Genomic DNA, 15933 nt, shown 5'->3' on the forward strand with positions numbered 1-15933 from the left:
GCCAAATGATACGCCTGCCGAATAAAACCTCATTTGCCTGCCGGCTTTGTCCACAAAGCGGGCAGTCGCGCTGCACTGCGGCATGGCCGCTTGCACGTTTGTGTACAAACGGTATCGTCGCGACGCACGATTTTTGTGACCGCAGGGTTTGGGAACGAGGATGACGCAGCCACCGATCCGCCTTACCGTGAATGGCAGGATCCACGACGTCGCGGCAGAGCGCCAGACGCCGCTGCTCTATGTGCTGCGCAATGATCTCGGGCTCAACGGCCCGAAATACGGTTGCGGCTTGGGTGAGTGCGGCACCTGCACTGTCCTGGTTGACGGCGTCGCAGCCCGCTCCTGCGTGATTCCGGTCGGTGGTTGCGCTGACCGCGACATCGTGACGCTCGAAGGACTCGGCACAATCGACAAACCTGATGTCGTGCAGCAGGCCTTCATCGACGAGCAGGCCGCGCAATGCGGCTACTGCCTCAACGGCATGATCATGACCACCAAGGCGCTGCTTGTGATCAACCCGCAGCCGACCGAACAGGAGGCGCTCGCCGCGCTGCGCTATAATCTCTGCCGCTGTGGCACGCATGTCGAAATCCTGCGCGCCGTGATGCGCGCCTCTGGCCAGCTCGCCGGGGCCGGTGATTGATGGCATCCCTTCTCTCGAACGAAACAGAGCGGGGCTCGCTCGTCGTCGTCCGCACCGTGGACGAGGTCACGTCCGAGACCTTCGTGCGGATCACCGCCGACGGTTCGGTCACCGCCTATAACGGCCATGTCGATCTCGGCACCGGCATCCGCACGGCACTCGGCCAGATCGTCGCCGAAGAGCTGGACGTATCCTTTGCCCGTGTTGTGGTCGTGCTCGGCGACACCGCCGTTGTACCGAACCAGGGCGCGACGATCGCGAGCGAGACCATCCAGATCACCGCCGTGCCTCTGCGCAAGGCGGCAGCCCAGGCGCGGCACTTTTTGATCGCGCGCGCGGCCGAGCGGCTGGAGTTGCCGGCAGACGAGCTGAAGATCGAAGACGGCCTCGTGCGTGGTCACAATCGCAGCGTCAGCTATGGAGAGTTGATCGGCGGCGAGACCATTCGCCTCGAACTTGCCGATGACGTCACCGTCAAGGCCGTCGGCGATTACGCCATCGTCGGCCAGTCGATGCCGCGCGTCGACCTTCCTGCCAAGGCGACGGGCGAGCCGACCTTCGTGCATGACGTCCGCGTACCCGGCATGCTGCACGGCCGCGTGGTGCGTCCACCGTACTCCGGCGTCGATGCCGGCCCGTTCGTCGGCACCAGCCTGATCGCGGTGGACGAATCCTCCGTGCGCGACGTCCCCGGCCTCGTCGCCGTCGTACGCATCGGCGATTTCGTCGGCGTCGTCGCCGAGCGCGAGGAGAATGCGATCCGGGCTGCCGAGCAGCTCGCGGTGAGCTGGAAGCCGACACCCGCGCTGACTGATCTCGCCGATGTCGAGACCGCGCTGCGCGCCAATCCGTCGACGCCGCGCACGCTGATCGACAAGGGCGACGTCGATGCGGCGATCTCAGGCGCGGCCAGGCCGATGCAGCGCACCTACGTCTGGCCGTACCAGATGCACGCCTCGATCGGCCCGTCCTGCGCGGTCGCCGACTTTCAGGACGGCAATATCCGTGTCTGGTCCGGCACGCAGAACCCGCATGTGCTGCGCAGCGATCTCGCTCTGCTCGTCGAGCGGCCGGAGAGCGAGGTCGACGTCATCCGTCTCGAGGCCGCTGGCTGCTACGGCCGCAATTGTGCCGACGACGTCACTGCGGATGCGTTGCTGCTGTCACGCGCGGTCGGCCGCCCGGTGCGGGTGCAGCTGACGCGCGAGCAGGAGCACGCCTGGGAGCCGAAGGGCACCGCGCAGCTGATCGACGTCAATGGCGGGCTCGACGCCAACGGCGGCATCGCGGGGTACGACCTCGCCACACGCTATCCGTCGAACGCGGCACCGACGCTTGCCCTCCTGCTCACCGGACGCATTCCGTCCGAGCCCATCGTGCTGCAGATGGGCGACCGTACCGCGATCCCGCCTTATGACTACGACCATATGCGCGTCGTCGCGCATGACATGGCGCCGATCGTGCGCGCCTCATGGTTTCGCGGCGTCTCGGCGCTGCCGAACACCTTTGCGCATGAATCCTATATCGACGAGGCCGCGGCCGAGGCCGGCGTCGATCCGATCGAATACCGCCTGCGCTATCTGAAGGACCAGCGCGCCGTCGATCTCGTCAATGCGGTGGCCGAGCGCGCCGGCTGGACGCCGCGGCCGGTCCGCGAGGAGAAATATGGCGAGGTCGTGCATGGACGCGGCTTTGCCTACGCGCTCTATGTCCACAGCAAATTCCCGGGCTATGGCGCGGCCTGGTCCGCGTGGGTCGCCGACGTTGCCGTGAACAAGACCACCGGCGACGTCAGCGTCACGCGCGTCGTCGCCGGGCAGGATTCCGGCCTGATGATCAATCCGGACGGCGTGCGCCACCAGATCCACGGCAACGTCATCCAGTCCACCAGCCGGGCGCTGATGGAGGAGGTCTCGTTCGAGCGTGGCGCGGTGGCAGCGCGCGAATGGGGCGCCTATCCCATCATCCCCTTCCTCGATGTGCCCAAGATCGACGTGTTGATGCTGCCGCGGCAGGATCAGCCACCGCTCGGCGTCGGCGAGTCCGCCTCGGTGCCGAGCGCGGCGGCGATTGCCAATGCGATCTTCGATGCAACCGGCGTGCGCTTCCGCGAACCGCCGTTCACGCCGGAGCGCATCCTGAGGGGCCTGCACGGCGAGACATCGCCCGCACCTCAAGCCTTGCCCGCGCCGGCTGCGCCAAGACCGTCTCGTATCTGGGAAAATCCGTTCGCAAGACGCGCCGGCATTGTCGCGACGATCGCGGCCGTCTGCACCGCAGCGATCGGCATCGGCGCGGCGCTCCTGCCTGGCCGCGCCATCGCGCCGATCGCACGCCCTGATGCATCGGTCTATTCCGCCGCGACGATTGCGCGCGGTCAGCAGCTTGCCGCGCTCGGCAATTGCGCGGAGTGCCACACCAGCCTCAATGGCGTGCTCAACGCCGGCGGCCGTGCGCTGGAGACCCCATTCGGCACAATCTATTCGACCAACATCACGCCCGACGTCGAGACCGGCATCGGCGCCTGGTCCTATCCGGCCTTCGAGCGTGCGATGCGCGACGGCTTGCATCGCGACGGACGGCAGCTCTACCCAGCCTTCCCCTACACGCATTTCGCCAAGACCAGCGATGCCGACATGCAGGCGCTCTACGCTTACCTGATCGCACAGCCTGCAGTGCGCGCGACGGCACCACCGAATGCGCTTACTTTCCCATTCAACCTACGCCCGCTGCTCGCAGGCTGGAATGCGTTGTTTCACGACACCAAGGAGTTCAAGCCCGATCCCGCGAAGTCCGAGGCCTGGAATCGCGGCGCCTATCTGGTCGAGAGCCTTGGCCATTGCAGCGCCTGCCATTCGCCGCGCAATGCATTTGGCGCCGAGCAGCGCCAGGCTTATCTCGCCGGCGGCCTTGCCGAAGGCTGGGAGGCACCACCGCTCACTTCGCTCTCGCATGCACCGATCCCATGGAGCGAGGACGAACTGTTCGCCTATTTGCGTACCGGCCATTCGCGCCATCACGGCGTCGCCGCCGGCCCGATGGCGCCTATTGTCAGGGACCTCAAGGCCCTGCCCGACCCCGACATCCGTGCGATGGCCGTCTATCTTGGCTCGTTCAATGACACCGCGACGGACGCGCCCGCAATTGCCGCAAGGCTTGAGAGCGCAACAAAAGTCACGGTCACCTCATCCACCGGCGCGCGGCTTTATCAGGGAGCGTGCGCGGTCTGCCACGAGGTCGGCGGCCTGCCGCTGTTCGGCAGCCGGCCCTCGCTCGCGCTCAACAGCAATCTGCACAGCGTAACAGCGGACAATCTCGTGCAGGTAATCCTGCACGGCATCACTGATCCCGCCTCCAGCGATCTCGGCTACATGCCAGCGTTCAGGAATAGCATGAGCGACGCGCAGGTCGAGGAGCTCGTCAGCTTCCTGCGCGGGCAGTTCGCACCCGACAAGCCAGCCTGGACCGGCGTCCGCGAGACAATCGCGCGAGTACGGGCGTCGGTGCACTAGACGATTCACTCCGTCGTTCCGGGGCCCGAGCGTAGCGAGGGAGCCCGGAATCCATAATCACCAGCCGGGGTCATGGATTCCGGGCTCGCCGCTTCGCGTCGCCCCGGAATGACACTGAATGAGATCCAACTCAGCCGTGCTTCTTCATCTCCACCGGCGGCGTGCCGTGGGTGTGGAAGGACTCGATCGTCTTCAGGCCCCACGCCTGGCCCTTCTTGCGCTCTTCTTCGGTCCACACGATCGGCTTCCAGTCCGGTGCGAGGATGAGCCGCGCGCCGGCATTGGCGACTTCGACGCGGTTGCCGCCGGGCTCGTAGACATAGAGGAAGAAAGTCTGCTGGATTGCGTGCTTGTGCGGGCCGGTCTCGATGTGCACCCCGTTCTCCAGGAAGATGTCGGCAGCGCGAAGAATCTCCTCGCGGCTGTCGAGCGCGTAGGTGACGTGATGGAAGCGGCCGGGCGTCCCGGAATGATCGAGCGAATAGGCAAAATCGTAGCTCTTGTTCGACATGGTCAGCCACATCGCCGCTTCCCGGCCGTCGTTGAGCACGATCTGCTCGGTGAGGCGGCAGCCGAGGTAATTCTCGAAGAACTCGCGGTTGGCCTTGATGTCGACGGCGAGACAGTTGAGATGATCGAGACGGCGAACGTTGACGCCACGCGCGGGAAAGCGCTGTGCTTGGTTCTTCAGTGCGGGCTTGAGCTCCGGCGGCGCCTGATACCATTCGGTCTCGTAATAGAGCTCGACGATGTGACCATCGGGGTCCCTGCAGCGGAACGTCGGCCCCTGCCCCATGTCGCCGTCGATCCAGCCGATGTCGAAGCCCGAGCCCTTCAGCGCGGCGACGCGGCGCTCCAGTGCCTGCTGGCTGCGCGCGCGTAGCGCCATGTGCTCCATGCCCGAGGTGTTCGAGGCCGTCAGCTTGAGGGAGTAGCGCTCGTAATCGTCCCAGCCGCGCAGATAGACCGACTCGCCCTTCTGCCCGCTCACCGTCATGCCCATGACGTCGACGAAGAATTTGAGGCTCTCGTCGGGCTTCGGCGTCAACAGCTCCATATGGCCGAGATGGGCGAGATCAAGGATCGGTTCAGGCTGCATGGTGTCCTCCAGAGGCACGGCGATCCTGTTCACGGGATCGTACGCGGGGCGCAAACGTGCACGGGCGCGCCCGGGCGGCACTCGGGGGCCGCGGGCTCATTTGTACTAATGTACAAATGATTAGGTCTCGTCAACAAATCAACACGTGCCGGTCCGCGGCGAAGGCGCGCTCCCAACGTGACCAGCCGTCCCCCGAACGATCGACGGACTGCCCGAATGGTAAAATCTTCCTTAAAGCGAAATGGAACCGGAGGCGTGAGAAAAAAGACAGCATTTTCAGGCCGTTTGCACCCACAAACAGGAATTAGGAACAAAGCTCCCAGCCGAATTGTCACGGATTTAACAAAGCGCCCGCGCCTGTCGTTTAACCGTTTGTCCAGCGACAGCCGCGCATAGTCGGGCAAACAATTCTGTCTTCTCAGGTTTATCCATCGTGACATCTTTTGGACGCGTGATTTCGGTACGCGGATCGCTCGCCCGGGTGGGGCTTCTGGCGCAGAGCCAGATGCCGATCTCGGAGGTTCGGGCGACCGTCGGCCGTTTCGTCAGCATCCGCTGCGCCAGCTCGGTCATCGTCGCCATGATCACCGAGGTGTCCTGCGAGAATTTGTCGAGCAACGACAACTACATCGCGATCGCCTCGGTCGATCTGCTCGGCGAGATCCTCAATGCGGCCGACAAGGCCAAATTCCAGCGCGGCGTCACCAACTACCCGACCATCGGCGATGCCGTCGACCTGATCACGAGCCAGGAGCTGCGCACGATCTACGCGCCGACCGGCTCTGACCAGATCAATGTCGGCTTCCTCCAGCAGGACCGTTCGGTCGTCGCCTATGTCGACGTCGAGGAAATGCTCTCGAAACACTTTGCGGTGCTGGGATCGACCGGTGTCGGCAAATCCACCGGCGTGTCGCTGCTGCTCAACGAGATCTTGAAGGCGCGCCCGAACCTGCGCATCTTCCTGCTCGACGTACACAACGAATATGGCCGCTGCTTCGGCGATCGCGCGCTGGTGCTCAACCCGCGAAACCTGAAGCTGCCGTTCTGGCTGTTCAATTTCGAGGAAATCGTCGACGTCCTGTTCGGCGGCCGCGCCGGCGTACCCGACGAGCTCGACATCCTTGCGGAAGTCATCCCGCTGGCCAAGGGCGTCTATACCCAGTACCAGAACGCCGACCGCATCGGTCTGAAGCGCATCGACCCCAAGCAGGTCGGCTACACCGTCGACACGCCGGTGCCGTACCGGCTGGTCGACCTGATGTCGCTGATCGACGAGCGCATGGGCAAGCTGGAAAACCGCTCCTCGCGCATCATCTATCACAAGCTGATCTCGCGCATCGAAGCCGTGCGCAACGATCCGCGTTACGCCTTCATGTTCGACAACGCCAATGTCGGCGGCGACACCATGGCCGAGGTGATCAGCCATCTGTTCCGCCTGCCCGCCAACGGCAAGCCGATGACGGTGATGCAGCTCGCCGGCTTCCCGGCCGAAGTCATCGATTCCGTCGTCTCGGTGCTCTGCCGCATGGCCTTCGATTTCGGTCTGTGGAGCGACGGCGTCTCGCCGCTGCTGTTCGTCTGCGAAGAGGCGCACCGCTACGCCTCCGCCGACCGCAATGTCGGCTTCGGCCCGACCCGCAAGGCGGTCTCACGCATCGCCAAGGAAGGCCGCAAATACGGCGTCTATCTCGGCCTGATTACCCAGCGCCCGGCCGAGCTCGACGCCACCATCATCTCCCAGTGCAACACGCTGTTCACGATGCGTCTTGCCAACGACCGCGACCAGGCGCTGCTGCGCGCCGCAGTGTCGGACGCGGCCGCCAATCTCTTGTCCTTCGTGCCGTCGCTCGGCACCCGCGAAGTTCTGGCGTTCGGCGAAGGCGTCGCCTTGCCTACGCGTCTGCGCTTCAAGGAGGTGCCGCCGCACCAACTGCCGCGCGGCGAAGCCACCATCTCGAGCGTCCCCTCGGTCAGCGCCGGCCACGACATGCATTTCGTCGGCGCCGTGCTCGAACGCTGGCGCGGTGCGACCTCGAACCGCGACTCCGCGCCGAACGATCCGGTGTTCCAGGCGCCGCCCACCAAGACGCTCGCGCCGGCGGAAACGCCAATGCTGCAGCCCTCGATGGGGCTCGATCCAGACCGCTTCTCGCTGCTGAAGAAGCCGCTGCGGTGAGGCCTCGCTGGTTCACCAACCCGTCATTGCGAGCGCAGCGAAGCAATCCAGAATCCCACCGAGGAAAGACTCTGGATTGCTTCGCTCCGCTCGCAACGACGGAGTATGAGTGACAGCGCCACTTCTCCAACCGGCATTGCAGCAGGCACGTTGAGGTGCTCGTCCGCATGGATTATGTTTCCTGCCCCCAAGCCGGAATCATGCCCATGACAAAGCCCGCCGCGCAACGCTTCCCCGCCCCAGCGATCGACACGCTCCCAGACGATATCCGCACACGTCTCCTCGCCGTGCAGGAGAAGAGCGGCTTCGTGCCCAACGTGTTCCTGACGCTGGCCTACCGGCCCGAGGAGTTCCGCGCGTTCTTCGCCTATCACGACGCGCTGATGGAGAGGGATGGCGGCCTCACCAAGGCTGAGCGCGAGATGATCGTGGTGGCGACTTCGGCCGCCAACCAGTGCCAGTATTGCGTGATCGCCCATGGCGCGATCCTGCGCATCCGCGCCAAGAACCCGCTGATTGCCGACCAGATCGCGACCAACTATCGCAAGGCCGACATCACGCCGCGCGAGAGAGCGATGCTCGATTTCGCGATGAAGATCTCCGCGGACGCGCAACGGAGCTCGGAGGAGGATTTCGCAGCCCTCAGCCCCCATGGCTTCAGTGACGACGACATCTGGGACATCGCCGCGATCTCGGCCTTCTTCGGATTGTCGAACCGGCTGGCGAATTTCACCGGCATGCGGCCGAATGACGAATTCTATCTGATGGGACGCCTGCCCAAGCAGTGACCGGAAGCGATGACCGAGCTCGACTGGCCCGAAATCCTGCTGCGCCTCGGCGTTGCGACGCTTGCCGGCAGCGCGATCGGGCTCAATCGCGATCTGAACGGCAAGCCGATCGGGCTCAAGACGCTCGGCATCGTCGGCCTCTCCACGGCAACCGTCGTGCTGCTTGCGCTGCAACTCGCCGAGCCCGGCAAGGTCGTCGATGCCACGAGCCGGGTCATTCAGGGTATCCTCACCGGCATCGGCTTCCTCGGGGCCGGCGTCATCGTCCACGAAAGCGACCGGTTTCGAGTCCGTGGGCTGACCAGCGCGGCATGCACCTTCCTGGCCGCCTGCCTCGGAATCGTCTGCGGCGCCGGGCAATGGAAGACCGTCGCGGTCGCGCTGGCGCTGGCTTTCATATTGCTCACGATCGGCCGCCGCATCGAGCGCCACGTGCACCGGGCGCTCGGCGGCACGGAGGAGCCGCACGAAGACCACCGGTAAACGTAGCGGTCTTTGCTCAAATCTTCCGCTCGCATATTGGTCTGAAGCGCTGATAATTGCCCCGACAAATGCGCGGTGGTCGCCGGTTCGACCGCCGTTCCGGCCTGAGAGGAACGATGGACACCAGTGCTCACGACCCCGGTGACGTGACGTTCGACTTCCGCGAACTGTCCGCCCGCGACAAATACAAGCTGCTGATCGGCACGGTCGTGCCGCGGCCGATCGCGCTGGTGACGACCGTCGATCCGCAAGGGAGGATCAACGCAGCGCCGTTCAGCTTTTTCAATTGTCTGTCGGCCGATCCCCCGATCCTCGCGCTCGGGGTCGAGAACCATCCGGACATGCGGTTCAAGGACACCGGTCTCAACATCCGCTTGACCGAGGTCTTCACCGTCAACATCGTCTCGCACGCGATTGCCGAGGCGATGCATGTCTGCGCCGTGCCGTTCGCACCGGAGCACGATGAGTTGAAAGTCGCAGGCCTGACCGCGATGCCGGGCAAGACCGTAGCGTCGCCCTGGATCAAGGAGGCGCCGGCGGCGTTCGAATGCCGCCGCCATATCACGCTGGAGCTCGGCAAGTCGCGCCAGATCATTATGGGCGAGATCTTGTTCGCGCATTATCACGCCGACGTCGTCGATGCCGAGCGCCTGCGCATTGATCCGGCCCGACTTGATGCCATCGCAAGACTCGGCGGCAGCACCTGCGCGACCATTCGCGATCGTTTCGACATGGAGACGCCGACACTCGACGATTACTGGAGCCAGCGGCAGTCGTAGGCGATCGTCGACTTCAGCCTCAGTCGGCGCTTAGGTTGTATGTCCGTCGAAATCGCCCTCGGATACGCGCGTTCCAAATCCGGGCAATTGTCTCAGTCCTGGCTCGCATGTATCAAGATCTGGAAAATGCGCGCGCCGTCTTCCGTCCGCACCTCCAGCTGCCAGTCATCATCCGGCAGCAAGTCACCATCGAGGTCTCGCAAGCTGTCGGCGGCATAGCGCGTCGCGATTTCCCACGCCGTGCGTCGATCCGGAAGCTCCTGGCCAAGATCGTCGCGGTCGTCCAAACGATTGCCGTTACGAACGTTGAAGTAGAACCTGGCCATCATCATTCCCCGTCCCGGGACCCCTGACGGATAAAGTAACCCATGTTAATTTCGTTCCTATCCGCCAGCGAGTTTACGCGATCGCACCCGCCCGGCGCCGCCGATCACTCATTGTGTTTTCCCTCGTGTTCCATGCGTACCGGCGACGCGGTCGATCTCGACCGGTTCGAAATGATATCGACGCACCGGTCATTCGGACTCAACTCGATCGTCACGACCACGGGAGTCGCGGGCGCATGCGCGAGCTCCAGCCATTTGATCGCTTCATCGACCCAATAATCGTGATTGAGGGGATCGACCGCGGCCCGCTCGCGGCAGGCAGCGGCTTGCAGCAGGCACGCCGCTTTGCGGTCCATACTATTTTCTCGGCGGTCCACGTCGCCGTTCACTTCGGCATGGGCTGGCCGGGCGAGGCCAACCATGCATTGATGCACCGCGCGGTCTCCGCCTGGCGCGCCTTCTGCAACATGCAGTCCCGCGCCTTGCCCTGCGGAAGTCTCCCCGCAGCCTTGCGCGCAGCCACTGTCGCCTGCTGCAATCGGTCGTTCAGGGATACGGTCTGCTTCCGGCGATTGCGCTTCTTGATCATGGGCAGCCTCCGTCCTTGCAGCCAAGCTGCGCTTCGATGGCGCAGATGTCGCTAACGTAGGTTACCCCTGCATGTCGAAATAACTTCGCGATCGATAGGAACAATCGCGCGCCGTCCGCGTCTTGCGCGATGAAATCGTTCTGGATTAGTCGTCCGCCAGCTCTTCGACTTCGAGCGTGATCGAGATCTTCAGGCATGGCGTATGTTCGTCCTCGCGCACGTCCACGACGACATGATCGGCACTGCCGGCCAGGAACGCCTCGCGGGCAATGGATGCGCCGGTCAACATCGCTTCCTTGCGCGCAACCTCCACATTGGCAAAGTTCTGTCCGTCCTCATCCGGAATGAGGCGGCTGTCCTCGTGGATGTCGAAGTGGAATCGGGGCATCGGGCGCCTCAAAGGGTTGGCGACTGATGCAGGTAACGGCCGTCGAAATCCGCTAGTTCCTGAAATTTCCGCTCGTCGAGCACGGTGACGCGTCCGCGATTGAACTCGACGATACCGTCCTGCCGCACCTGCTTGATCACCCGATTGGCGTGCACGGCGGTGATCCCCAAGGCCTCGCCGATCTGCTCCTGCGTCAGCGGCATCTCGAAGCTGTCGCCGTCCAAACGACCGATGAGCCTGAGGCGTTCGCGCAACTCGATCATGACGTGGGCGAGCCGCGCCGGCGCAGGACGCTGGCCGACATTGACGATCCATTCGCGGAACATCGCAGCATCGGTCAGCGTATCGCGCCAAAACATCTCGGCAACCTCGGGGCTGCGGCGATGCAGCTTCTGCAAATTGTCGTGGCTAATGAAGCCCAGCGTTGCCGGCGTCAGCGTCGAGAGGTCATGGTCCATCACGTGCAGGAACAGGCTCATCAGATCAGGAATTTCGCCGGGGATGTGGAGTGAAAGGATCTGCCGCTTGCCGCTCGCGATCGTCTTGGAGCGCGCACAGAAGCCGTCCACGATCAGGCAGCAGTCGGTCGCACGCTCGCCATCGCGCACCACCGCCATCTCGGCGGGATACTGCCGCACCGAGATCGGGAGAGCTTCGATCTCCTTGATGTCCTCGTCCGTGATCGCGGACGAGACGCGCAGGCGTCTGATGAGCGCCGCGCGGATCGTGTCGCTGGGCACCTGGGGCTAGCTCCGGTCGCGTGAAGTGGAACTCTATTGCAATCCGCGGCGCAGCTGCGCCGTCGCAATAAAACCCGCAATCGCCTTTCCCGGTTCCAACAAAAGTTAAGGACGCGGCTTGCCCGCACATGGTTGGCTTGGTGCGCGAAAGGCCCAACCATGACAAAGAAGCGCAATCGTACGCGACCGGCCCTGTCCCTCCAGGAACGCCTGACCAAGTTCACGCAGGACGCCCGCGCCGCCGCCAAAAGTCTGCCGGCCGGCACCGAGCGTCACACGCTGCTGCAAAAGGTGCGCGATGGCGAGGCCGCAGCTGAGATGGAGCGATTGCTGTCCTCACCCGGCCTGCCAAATCCGAAATGATCTAGTGCTTCACCATCAGCGGAAGCGCGGGAGCAAAGCGCTCGGCAAATGTCAGTGTTCTGGCCTGATGGACCGCGGCAAACGAGGCCGAGATTCCTGCTGAAGCGACCGCGAGCAAGGCAATTGCGAAAACCAGACGGCGCATGTGAGCCTCCTGTGTGAGCTCGAGACCCAACGTTGGGGCGGCTCTGTTTCAGGACGGTTTCGTCGGCGCGGAAAATGATTGCGTTCAAGCGGCTGTGATCAGATCCGGTTCGCCGAACCGCGTGCAGCCACCAACTCATAAGTATGGCCGTCGTCTTGCGACGAGCCGGGCGGTAGCGGGAATTTCAAACCCGCGATCACGATCGGGAATCGCAGGGCTACCGTGACAAGCAGCATTTGCTTGCACGCAGTGCCTTCGAGGAATACTCAAATGAAGATCGTCATCCAAAGGCTCAATGGTCTCTGGCACCTCATCGTCGGATCGTGCCGCATCCGTACGCCCTTCCTGGAGACCCAGGACCGCGCGCTGGTCGTGACGTACGCCCGGCGTGCTTACCCCGGCGCCAAGATCTTCCAGCGCGACTGACGCGCGCGTCAGCGCCTCAATCGTCCGACGCCGGTCCGCACCAGCCGGGAAGATAGACCGCATCCTTGCTCTTGGCCGCGGCCAGCGCCTTTTCCAGCGCCTTGTCGAAATTGGCGTCCACCGCCTTGCGCGTCAGCTTGCGGCGCAGGAAATCGGCCCACAGGAACTCGGAGAACGGCGTGGTGTCCTTGGCGAAGCCGCCCATGCGGCGGAGCTCGCCGGCGAGGCTGCGAAATGGATCATCCTTGAGGTCGGCGACCGATTTCGGCAGATCGCGGAACGGGCGACGCTCGCCCTTGCTGTCGTAAGGATAGACCCAGCGCTTGTTGTCCATCACGCCCCAGAAAGCTTCGCGTTCGACCATGCGGAGATCGCCGACCACGGTGACCAGTACCTGCTTGATGCCCTCGTCATGCAATGCGCGGCCGAGATGGTGGTGGTCGATCACGTAGTAGCGTCCGTCAGGTCCGGCCACGACGGGGATCATGTGGGTGCCGAGGAGGTCGGACTGCTTTTTCTTGCCATGCTCGCGCCAGCGCTTGCGCTTCTCCTTGACCTCGCGCATGCCGACCGTCATCTGCGTCGGCCGGAGCGACAGGATCGACACCGGATGCACTCTCGGCTCGCGCGCGTTGGTGGTCATGATCGAACGGCCTCTCATCTGGTGGCAAATTGTGGTCCGGGTTCCCGATTATGCCATGGGCCGCGCGGCGGCAACATGGGTTCGCGGCTCTGAGTCCGTCGTCCCGGTTGGTGTTGCAGCGCAACTCGCACGTCCTTGGCGTTCGGATGACAACCCGCTCCGAAAAGCAGTCGCGACGTCCCGGCACGACCGCGCAACGAGAAGATTTTCTGCAACCCCCGTATCGCCTGTGCTATCTAAAAATCGCTGCTTCGGAGTAATCCCTACCCCATGAAGTCCCAGCGGCCCATAACCTCGGACGACGAGCACCGAGTGCTCCAGTTCAGGCCGCGAACGACGCCCTCCCCTGTGATCCACCGGGGCGGTGGTATCGTACAGCCGCTCCGTGCGGCAGCGCCCGAACCGCTCGATTTGTCGCGCTATGAACAACCCCGCGATGAGCCGGACGACTTCCGCCATCGCATGCTCGCCAATATCGCGGCGCTCGCCTTCACCATCGCACTGACTGCCATCGGGATCTGGCTTGCGGTCAGCATCGCCGATCTGCGCCGGACCCAGGATTGCGTGCTGATGGGCCGGCGGGACTGCGTCAAGATCACGACGCCGCACATCTAGGCCCGGCCCGCCACTGACGGACTCCCCACCGGGGCCAACCCCGCCTGGAGGCCCTCCAGGACGGCATCCCCAGCCCTGTCCCTGGGCCCTGTCCGGCTCCATTGAACTCAGGGCGGCGCTCCGATATACGGGCTTTCGACCCGTCCAGAGGGGGGTTAGAGGGCGTCATTCGGGGCGCGACGCCCACCCACCGTGCCACTCTGGGATATCTGACAAATACCTGCAATATATCAAAGGCTTAGTGATGTCCTCCACATTCGATCAGGTCGCTACGATCATCGCTGAAACCTGCGACATCCCGCGCGACACGATCACGCCGGATAGCCATGCCATCGATGACCTCGGCATCGACAGCCTCGATTTTCTGGACATCGCGTTCGCGATCGACAAGCAGTTCGGCATCAAGCTGCCGCTGGAAAAGTGGACCCAGGAAGTCAACGATGGCAAGGCGACCACCGAGCAGTATTTCGTGCTGAAGAATCTGTGCGCGCGCATCGACGAGCTGGTTGCCGCCAAGGGCGCGAGCGCCTAATCGGGCGGTCATGCAACTCGAATACTTCCACATGATCGATCGCATCGTCGACCTCAACGTCGACGAGAAGAAGATCGTTGTCGAGGCCCAGGTCCCTAAGGAGAGCACCATCTTCGAGGGGCACTTCCCGGGCTATCCTCTGATGCCCGGCGTGCTGCTGATCGAATCGATGGCGCAGGCTTCGGGCTTTCTCCTGCTTGGCGTCTTGAAATTCGAGCGCATGCCGATTCTCGCCGCCGTGAAGGAAGGTAAGGTCCGCGGCTCGGTGTTTCCGGGCGACCTCATGACCCTCGAGGCGAGCGTGGCCCATGAAGGCTCGGGCTATGCCATGACCGAGGCGAAGATCCGGGTCGGCGGCAAGCTGCGCGCGAATTCGACGCTCACCTTCACGCTGATCCCCTTCCCCAATTCGGATATGCGCGGATACATGGACGCGGTCGCCAAGCGCGTCGGCTTTCCGCAACAGGCCATATCGCCATGACTGACACTGCTTCGAAGCCCGGCCAGACGGAAGTCTGGATCACCGGCATTGGTCTTGCCACCTCGCTCGGCGAAGGTCTCGACGCCAACTGGACCGCGCTTCAGGAGAAGCGCGTCAACGTCGACGAGAAGGGCTTTGCGCCTTTCATCGTGCACCCGCTGCTGCCTGTCAGCTTCGACAGCCAGATCCCGAAGAAGGGCGACCAGCGCCAGATGGAAGCCTGGCAGCGCATCGGCGTCTATGCCGCGGGCCTCGCGCTCGACTCGGCCGGCATCAAGGGCAACAAGGACATCCTGTCGAAGATCGACATGGTGGTGGCTGCCGGCGGCGGCGAGCGCGATCTCAATGTCGACACCGGCGTGCTCACCGCCGAGGCCAAGGGCGCCAATGCGCCGGGCTTCCTCAACGAGCGGCTGATGAGCGATCTCCGGCCGACGCTGTTCCTGGCGCAACTTTCCAATCTGCTCGCCGGCAACATCGCCATCGTCAACGGTCTCGGCGGCACCTCGCGCACCTTCATGGGCGAAGAGGTTGCGGGCGCCGATGCCGCGCGCATCGCGCTGTCGCGGATCGCCTCGGGCGAGAGCGACATTGCGCTGGTGGGCGGCTCGCATAATGGCGAGCGCAAGGACCTGATGGTCCTCTACGAATTCGGCGACTTCAACCTGAAGGACAAGTTCGCCCCCGTGTGGCAGCGCAAGGACCACGCCGGCTTCGCGCTTGGCTCGGCCGGCGCGTTCCTGGTGCTGGAGTCGAAGGCGCATGCGGAAGCGCGCGGCGCAAAGCCGTTCGCAAAGCTGTCCAGCGTGGTGACCGATCTCGCCCGTCGCAAGCAGTCGGGCGACATGGAAGCGACGCTCGACAAGCTGTGGGACAAGCTGCCGAAGCGCGAGGGTAAGGGTGCGATCATCTCGGGGGCGTCAGGCGCTGAGCCGGCGACCTCGGAGGAGCGCGACTTCCTGAAGAAGCATACCGACTTCCCGGTGCGCGCGACCGGTACGATGTTCGGGCACACCATGGAAACGCAATTCCCGCTCGGGATTGCGCTGGCCGCCTTGGCAATCTCGCGCGGCGCGCTGTTCCCGCCGAACGATTCCACGGGGACCGAGATTGAAATGCAGGGGGCACCCACCCAGATTGTCGTGGTGGGAGCCGGACACTGGCGCGGCGAAGGCATGGCGCTGGTCGAGGCTGTTGACTAGCGC

The 15933-nt window shown here is 63.8% G+C and carries 20 protein-coding genes; 12 read left to right on the forward strand and 8 right to left on the reverse strand.

Annotated features, from left to right (window positions below; translation table 11 throughout):
- Nucleotides 1-160 precede the first annotated feature (160 nt).
- Nucleotides 161-643: a (2Fe-2S)-binding protein gene (locus ACWAT4_RS24505; protein WP_212302580.1), complete on the forward strand. Its 483-nt coding sequence runs from the start codon at nucleotides 161-163 to the stop codon at nucleotides 641-643.
- Entirely contained in the window at nucleotides 643-4155 is a 3513-nt protein-coding gene (locus ACWAT4_RS24510; protein ID WP_449728271.1) for a molybdopterin cofactor-binding domain-containing protein, read from the forward strand. The genes ACWAT4_RS24505 and ACWAT4_RS24510 overlap by 1 nt, the downstream gene beginning before the upstream one ends.
- A gap of 130 nt (nucleotides 4156-4285) precedes the next feature.
- Here ACWAT4_RS24510 and ACWAT4_RS24515 read toward each other — a convergent pair whose 3' ends face one another.
- Nucleotides 4286-5254, reverse strand: a complete 969-nt coding sequence (locus tag ACWAT4_RS24515; protein WP_212302578.1) for a catechol 2,3-dioxygenase — start codon at nucleotides 5252-5254, stop codon at nucleotides 4286-4288.
- A gap of 433 nt (nucleotides 5255-5687) precedes the next feature.
- On the opposite strand from ACWAT4_RS24515, the gene ACWAT4_RS24520 reads away from it, so the two are divergent.
- From ACWAT4_RS24520 to ACWAT4_RS24535, 4 genes are all read left to right on the forward strand, one after another.
- Nucleotides 5688-7430 carry an ATP-binding protein gene (locus ACWAT4_RS24520; RefSeq protein WP_449728272.1) on the forward strand — a complete coding sequence of 581 codons (1743 nt, stop codon included), beginning with the start codon at nucleotides 5688-5690 and terminating at the stop codon, nucleotides 7428-7430.
- A 206-nt stretch (nucleotides 7431-7636) separates the two neighbouring features.
- Nucleotides 7637-8218 (forward strand): peroxidase-related enzyme, encoded by a 582-nt coding sequence (locus ACWAT4_RS24525; RefSeq protein ID WP_449728273.1) that lies wholly within the window; start codon nucleotides 7637-7639, stop codon nucleotides 8216-8218.
- Nucleotides 8219-8227: 9 nt separating this feature from the next.
- Nucleotides 8228-8701 (forward strand): MgtC/SapB family protein, encoded by a 474-nt coding sequence (locus ACWAT4_RS24530; protein ID WP_212302575.1) that lies wholly within the window; start codon nucleotides 8228-8230, stop codon nucleotides 8699-8701.
- A 116-nt stretch (nucleotides 8702-8817) separates the two neighbouring features.
- The gene (locus ACWAT4_RS24535) at nucleotides 8818-9480 is read left to right on the forward strand and encodes a flavin reductase family protein (RefSeq protein WP_449728274.1); all 663 of its coding nucleotides are present in this window, start codon (nucleotides 8818-8820) and stop codon (nucleotides 9478-9480) included.
- A gap of 92 nt (nucleotides 9481-9572) precedes the next feature.
- Here ACWAT4_RS24535 and ACWAT4_RS24540 read toward each other — a convergent pair whose 3' ends face one another.
- The 5 genes from ACWAT4_RS24540 to ACWAT4_RS24560 form a co-directional block, all read right to left on the reverse strand.
- Nucleotides 9573-9812 (reverse strand): DUF6894 family protein, encoded by a 240-nt coding sequence (locus tag ACWAT4_RS24540; protein WP_449728275.1) that lies wholly within the window; start codon nucleotides 9810-9812, stop codon nucleotides 9573-9575.
- Between the two features lie 98 nt (nucleotides 9813-9910).
- On the reverse strand, nucleotides 9911-10162 hold the full coding sequence (locus tag ACWAT4_RS24545; protein ID WP_449728276.1) for a hypothetical protein: 252 nt from the start codon (nucleotides 10160-10162) through the stop codon (nucleotides 9911-9913).
- 29 nt (nucleotides 10163-10191) lie between these two features.
- Nucleotides 10192-10395: a hypothetical protein gene (locus ACWAT4_RS24550; protein WP_449728277.1), complete on the reverse strand. Its 204-nt coding sequence runs from the start codon at nucleotides 10393-10395 to the stop codon at nucleotides 10192-10194.
- A 145-nt stretch (nucleotides 10396-10540) separates the two neighbouring features.
- Nucleotides 10541-10783, reverse strand: coding sequence for a DUF6894 family protein (locus ACWAT4_RS24555; RefSeq protein WP_212302570.1), 243 nt, complete (start codon nucleotides 10781-10783; stop codon nucleotides 10541-10543).
- A gap of 8 nt (nucleotides 10784-10791) precedes the next feature.
- Nucleotides 10792-11523 (reverse strand): Crp/Fnr family transcriptional regulator, encoded by a 732-nt coding sequence (locus ACWAT4_RS24560; RefSeq protein WP_212302569.1) that lies wholly within the window; start codon nucleotides 11521-11523, stop codon nucleotides 10792-10794.
- 159 nt (nucleotides 11524-11682) lie between these two features.
- Between ACWAT4_RS24560 and ACWAT4_RS24565 the strand changes: the two genes are divergently transcribed.
- Nucleotides 11683-11886 (forward strand): hypothetical protein, encoded by a 204-nt coding sequence (locus ACWAT4_RS24565; protein ID WP_212302568.1) that lies wholly within the window; start codon nucleotides 11683-11685, stop codon nucleotides 11884-11886.
- A 1-nt stretch (nucleotide 11887) separates the two neighbouring features.
- On the opposite strand, the gene ACWAT4_RS24570 is transcribed toward ACWAT4_RS24565, so the two are convergent.
- Nucleotides 11888-12031 carry a hypothetical protein gene (locus tag ACWAT4_RS24570; protein ID WP_212302567.1) on the reverse strand — a complete coding sequence of 48 codons (144 nt, stop codon included), beginning with the start codon at nucleotides 12029-12031 and terminating at the stop codon, nucleotides 11888-11890.
- Between the two features lie 270 nt (nucleotides 12032-12301).
- Between ACWAT4_RS24570 and ACWAT4_RS24575 the strand changes: the two genes are divergently transcribed.
- Nucleotides 12302-12457: a hypothetical protein gene (locus ACWAT4_RS24575; RefSeq protein WP_194476480.1), complete on the forward strand. Its 156-nt coding sequence runs from the start codon at nucleotides 12302-12304 to the stop codon at nucleotides 12455-12457.
- A 16-nt stretch (nucleotides 12458-12473) separates the two neighbouring features.
- On the opposite strand, the gene ACWAT4_RS24580 is transcribed toward ACWAT4_RS24575, so the two are convergent.
- Nucleotides 12474-13100 carry a ParB-like protein gene (locus ACWAT4_RS24580; protein WP_212302566.1) on the reverse strand — a complete coding sequence of 209 codons (627 nt, stop codon included), beginning with the start codon at nucleotides 13098-13100 and terminating at the stop codon, nucleotides 12474-12476.
- A 270-nt stretch (nucleotides 13101-13370) separates the two neighbouring features.
- Between ACWAT4_RS24580 and ACWAT4_RS24585 the strand changes: the two genes are divergently transcribed.
- The 4 genes from ACWAT4_RS24585 (at nucleotide 13371) to ACWAT4_RS24600 (ending at nucleotide 15930) form a co-directional block, all read left to right on the forward strand.
- A complete protein-coding gene (locus ACWAT4_RS24585) occupies nucleotides 13371-13715 on the forward strand; it encodes a hypothetical protein (RefSeq protein WP_212302565.1) in 345 nt (114 codons plus the stop codon).
- A gap of 244 nt (nucleotides 13716-13959) precedes the next feature.
- Nucleotides 13960-14247, forward strand: coding sequence for an acyl carrier protein (locus tag ACWAT4_RS24590; protein WP_007592476.1), 288 nt, complete (start codon nucleotides 13960-13962; stop codon nucleotides 14245-14247).
- A gap of 10 nt (nucleotides 14248-14257) precedes the next feature.
- Nucleotides 14258-14728, forward strand: coding sequence for a 3-hydroxyacyl-ACP dehydratase FabZ family protein (locus tag ACWAT4_RS24595; protein WP_212302564.1), 471 nt, complete (start codon nucleotides 14258-14260; stop codon nucleotides 14726-14728).
- Nucleotides 14725-15930, forward strand: coding sequence for a beta-ketoacyl-ACP synthase (locus ACWAT4_RS24600; RefSeq protein ID WP_212425712.1), 1206 nt, complete (start codon nucleotides 14725-14727; stop codon nucleotides 15928-15930). The genes ACWAT4_RS24595 and ACWAT4_RS24600 overlap by 4 nt, the downstream gene beginning before the upstream one ends.
- The last annotated feature ends 3 nt before the right edge of the window (nucleotides 15931-15933 follow it).

The organism is Bradyrhizobium sp. T-1 (assembly GCF_053592855.1).